This is a genomic window from Microbacterium sp. SZ1 (assembly GCF_002362255.1).
Taxonomy (GTDB): Bacteria; Actinomycetota; Actinomycetes; order Actinomycetales; family Microbacteriaceae; genus Microbacterium.
The window spans coordinates 1-5,529 of record NZ_LPVV01000008.1 but is presented as its reverse complement, the minus strand read 5'-3'; the positions used below and the strand labels follow the sequence as shown (position 1 = coordinate 5,529).

Sequence of the window (5,529 nt, the reverse complement as noted above, 5' to 3'; positions counted from 1 at the left end):
GTCTAAAAGGAGTCCGGCGGTGTCCTACTCTCCCACAGGGTCCCCCCTGCAGTACCATCGGCGCTGTGAGGCTTAGCTTCCGGGTTCGGAATGTAACCGGGCGTTTCCCTCACGCTATGGCCGCCGAAACACTATTGATGTTTCAATCGTTGCATAACGACAAAGTCTAGTTATGCGGTTCTCGACCGTACATCGAGAACCACTCAGTGGACGCAAGCACCAACGAACGGTGTGTTATCAAGTCATCGGCTTATTAGTACCAGTCAGCTGCACACGTTACCGTGCTTCCACATCTGGCCTATCAACCCAGTAGTCTGGCTGGGAGCCTCTCACCCGAAGGTATGGAAGTCTCATCTTGAGGCCGGCTTCCCGCTTAGATGCTTTCAGCGGTTATCCATCCCGAACGTAGCTAATCAGCGGTGCTCCTGGCGGAACAACTGACACACCAGAGGTTCGTCCAACCCGGTCCTCTCGTACTAGGGTCAGATCCTCTCAAACTTCCTACGCGCGCAGCGGATAGGGACCGAACTGTCTCACGACGTTCTAAACCCAGCTCGCGTACCGCTTTAATGGGCGAACAGCCCAACCCTTGGGACCTACTCCAGCCCCAGGATGCGACGAGCCGACATCGAGGTGCCAAACCATGCCGTCGATATGGACTCTTGGGCAAGATCAGCCTGTTATCCCCGAGGTACCTTTTATCCGTTGAGCGACAGCGCTTCCACAAGCCACTGCCGGATCACTAGTCCCGACTTTCGTCCCTGCTCGACCTGTCAGTCTCACAGTCAAGCTCCCTTGTGCACTTACACTCGACACCTGATTGCCAACCAGGTTGAGGGAACCTTTGGGCGCCTCCGTTACTTTTTGGGAGGCAACCGCCCCAGTTAAACTACCCACCAGGCACTGTCCCTGAACCGGATTACGGTTCGAAGTTAGATATCCAGAGTGACCAGAGTGGTATTTCAACAATGACTCCACATGAACTGGCGTCCATGCTTCACAGTCTCCCACCTATCCTACACAAGCCACACCGAACACCAATACCAAGCTGTAGTAAAGGTCACGGGGTCTTTCCGTCCTGCTGCGCGTAACGAGCATCTTTACTCGTAATGCAATTTCGCCGAGTTCGCGGTTGAGACAGTTGGGAAGTCGTTACGCCATTCGTGCAGGTCGGAACTTACCCGACAAGGAATTTCGCTACCTTAGGATGGTTATAGTTACCACCGCCGTTTACTGGGGCTTAAATTCTCAGCTTCGCCTTGCGGCTAACCGGTCCTCTTAACCTTCCAGCACCGGGCAGGCGTCAGTCCGTATACATCGTCTTGCGACTTGGCACGGACCTGTGTTTTTAGTAAACAGTCGCTACCCACTAGTCTCTGCGGCCACCACACCCTTTTCCCAGCACGTGGGTATAAGTGGATGGCCCCCCTTCTCCCGAAGTTACGGGGGCATTTTGCCGAGTTCCTTAACCACGATTCTCTCGATCTCCTTGGTATTCTCTACCTGACCACCTGAGTCGGTTTGGGGTACGGGCAGCTAGAACCTCGCGTCGATGCTTTTCTTGGCAGCATAGGATCATCCACTTTTTATCCGCATCGTGTCTCAGCCTGTATGAGTCACGGATTTGCCTATGACTCGGCCTACGCACTTGCACCAGGACAACCATCGCCTGGCTTGGACTACCTTCCTGCGTCACACCTGTTAATACGCTAACCGCACCAGCATGGGGTCGTGCGCTAGGCCCACAGCGTCACCCCGAAGGGATCAGTCAGTGGGATTCAGACACTTAGCACTACTGGATTGATTTGGGCGGTTCTTCGCCGGTACGGGAATATCAACCCGTTGTCCATCGACTACGCCTGTCGGCCTCGCCTTAGGTCCCGACTTACCCAGGGAAGATTAGCTTGACCCTGGAACCCTTGGTCTTTCGGAGGACGTGTTTCTCACACGTCTTTCGCTACTCATGCCTGCATTCTCACTCGTGTAGCCTCCACGGCTGGGTTACCCCGCCGCTTCGCTGGCCACACGACGCTCTCCTACCCATCAACACGGCTGGACCACGAAGGCCTACCAATAATGTCAATGCCACAACTTCGGTGGCGTGCTTGAGCCCCGTTACATTGTCGGCGCGGAATCACTTGACCAGTGAGCTATTACGCACTCTTTCAAGGGTGGCTGCTTCTAAGCCAACCTCCTGGTTGTCAGAGCAACTCCACATCCTTTCCCACTTAGCACGCGCTTTGGGACCTTAGTTGGTGGTCTGGGTTGTTTCCCTCTCGACTATGAAGCTTATCCCCCACAGTCTCACTGCTGCGCTCTCACTTACCGGCATTCGGAGTTTGGCTGACGTCAGTAACCTTGTAGGGCCCATCGGCCATCCAGTAGCTCTACCTCCGGCAAGAAACACGCAACGCTGCACCTAAATGCATTTCGGAGAGAACCAGCTATCACGAAGTTTGATTGGCCTTTCACCCCTATCCACAGCTCATCCCCTCAGTTTTCAACCTAAGTGGGTTCGGCCCTCCACGACGTCTTACCGTCGCTTCAGCCTGGCCATGGATAGATCACTTCGCTTCGGGTCTAGGACATGCGACTGAATCGCCCTATTCAGACTCGCTTTCGCTACGGCTACCCCACACGGGTTAACCTCGCCACATATCGCTAACTCGCAGGCTCATTCTTCAAAAGGCACGCTGTCACACCTACCAGGGGTGCTCCAACGGTTTGTAAGCAAACGGTTTCAGGTACTATTTCACTCCCCTCCCGGGGTACTTTTCACCTTTCCCTCACGGTACTTGTCCGCTATCGGTCATCTGGGAGTATTTAGGCTTATCAGGTGGTCCTGACAGATTCACACGGGATTTCACGGGCCCCGTGCTACTTGGGATACTCTTCGCGCCAAGCAAGGCATTTCGACTACGGGGTTGGCACCCTCTATGACCGGCCTTTCAAGACCGTTCGTCTATACCTTCTTGTAACGCCGCCATCTCGGCAGAGATGACTGAAAAGTCCCACAACCCCGAACGTGCAACGCCTGCCGGCTCTCACACACGCTCGGTTTAGCCTGATCCGGTTTCGCTCGCCACTACTAACGGAATCGCGGTTGCTTTCTCTTCCTGTGGGTACTGAGATGTTTCACTTCCCCACGTTCCCTCTACCCGCCCTATATATTCAGGCGGGAGTCACTGGGTCGGCACGCCGCCCAGCGGGGTTTCCCCATTCGGACACCCTCGGATCAAAACTTGCTTATCAGTTCCCCGAGGCTTATCGCAGATTGCTACGTCCTTCTTCGGCTCCAGATGCCAAGGCATCCACCGTTTGCTCTTAAAGACTTGAAATCACATGAGTTCGAATCGATCGCCACACCCCGAAAGGCATGGAGATTGACTAATGATCTTTAAGATCATCTTGCGCAACCGATCAAAGATCAGTTGCAAGATGCTCGCGTCCACTGTGTAGTTCTCAAAGTACGGGCGGTACCCCTCACCGCTTGCCCCACAGGACAAACAACAAGAGGCCCAGAGGTACAGACCCGCAACCCGAAGGTCACGACGTCCGGTCCCTCAGGACCCAACAGCGTGCAGACACCCCGCTCACCAACCCCCACGTTCCAGCCACCGAAGCGACGTACTAGCAGAAATCAGCTGCGCTGATGTCATGTCAAATGTTCCACCCATGAGCTCCCAGCGAACCACGTGCGGGTCCGATCTGGGTTCTGGACGCCGAAGCGTCAGATGCTCCTTAGAAAGGAGGTGATCCAGCCGCACCTTCCGGTACGGCTACCTTGTTACGACTTAGTCCTAATTACCGATCCCACCTTCGACGGCTCCCTCCACAAGGGTTAGGCCACCGGCTTCAGGTGTTACCGACTTTCATGACTTGACGGGCGGTGTGTACAAGACCCGGGAACGTATTCACCGCAGCGTTGCTGATCTGCGATTACTAGCGACTCCGACTTCATGAGGTCGAGTTGCAGACCTCAATCCGAACTGGGACCGGCTTTTTGGGATTCGCTCCACCTCGCGGTATTGCAGCCCTTTGTACCGGCCATTGTAGCATGCGTGAAGCCCAAGACATAAGGGGCATGATGATTTGACGTCATCCCCACCTTCCTCCGAGTTGACCCCGGCAGTATCCCATGAGTTCCCACCATTACGTGCTGGCAACATAGAACGAGGGTTGCGCTCGTTGCGGGACTTAACCCAACATCTCACGACACGAGCTGACGACAACCATGCACCACCTGTTTACGAGTGTCCAAAGAGTTGACCATTTCTGGCCCGTTCTCGTATATGTCAAGCCTTGGTAAGGTTCTTCGCGTTGCATCGAATTAATCCGCATGCTCCGCCGCTTGTGCGGGTCCCCGTCAATTCCTTTGAGTTTTAGCCTTGCGGCCGTACTCCCCAGGCGGGGAACTTAATGCGTTAGCTGCGTCACGGAATCCGTGGAATGGACCCCACAACTAGTTCCCAACGTTTACGGGGTGGACTACCAGGGTATCTAAGCCTGTTTGCTCCCCACCCTTTCGCTCCTCAGCGTCAGTTACGGCCCAGAGATCTGCCTTCGCCATCGGTGTTCCTCCTGATATCTGCGCATTCCACCGCTACACCAGGAATTCCAATCTCCCCTACCGCACTCTAGTCTGCCCGTACCCACTGCAGGCCCGAGGTTGAGCCTCGGGATTTCACAGCAGACGCGACAAACCGCCTACGAGCTCTTTACGCCCAATAATTCCGGATAACGCTTGCGCCCTACGTATTACCGCGGCTGCTGGCACGTAGTTAGCCGGCGCTTTTTCTGCAGGTACCGTCACTTTCGCTTCTTCCCTGCTAAAAGAGGTTTACAACCCGAAGGCCGTCATCCCTCACGCGGCGTTGCTGCATCAGGCTTCCGCCCATTGTGCAATATTCCCCACTGCTGCCTCCCGTAGGAGTCTGGGCCGTGTCTCAGTCCCAGTGTGGCCGGTCACCCTCTCAGGCCGGCTACCCGTCGACGCCTTGGTGAGCCATTACCTCACCAACAAGCTGATAGGCCGCGAGCCCATCCCCAACCAAAAAATCTTTCCAGTAACTGACCATGCGGCCGCTACTCGTATCCAGTATTAGACGCCGTTTCCAGCGCTTATCCCAGAGTCAGGGGCAGGTTGCTCACGTGTTACTCACCCGTTCGCCACTGATCCCACAGAGCAAGCTCCGTGTTCACCGTTCGACTTGCATGTGTTAAGCACGCCGCCAGCGTTCATCCTGAGCCAGGATCAAACTCTCCGTAAAAAAGAAATGCATACGAACACCGGGAAAACGATGAACGCAGCGAGTTTGATGCTGACCAAAGAGATAAATCATTGCTGACTATCCATTGCCAACCCCCAAAAGGGGCTGGTCTTTGATCCAAAGGAATCTCACCCCACATGACGTGGAGTCGAGGTTATTTGGCATTTGACAAGTGCACGCTGTTGAGTTCTCAAGGATCGGACGCTCCCCCGACCCAACCATCACAGTCAGGCCCGAAGGGCAACTTCTCAATCTTACC

At 54.9% G+C, this 5,529-nt stretch carries 3 rRNA genes; all 3 read right to left on the bottom strand.

Annotation, left to right across the window (positions count from 1 at the left end):
- Nucleotides 1–11: 11 nt before the first annotated feature.
- A 5S ribosomal RNA gene (gene rrf / locus AUC47_RS06780) occupies nt 12–128 on the bottom strand.
- 105 nt (nt 129–233) lie between these two features.
- Nucleotides 234–3,338 (bottom strand): 23S ribosomal RNA (locus AUC47_RS06775).
- Between the two features lie 407 nt (nt 3,339–3,745).
- Nucleotides 3,746–5,270, bottom strand: a 16S ribosomal RNA gene (locus AUC47_RS06770).
- The 16S, 23S and 5S rRNA genes sit together here, the layout of an rRNA operon.
- Nucleotides 5,271–5,529 lie beyond the last annotated feature (259 nt).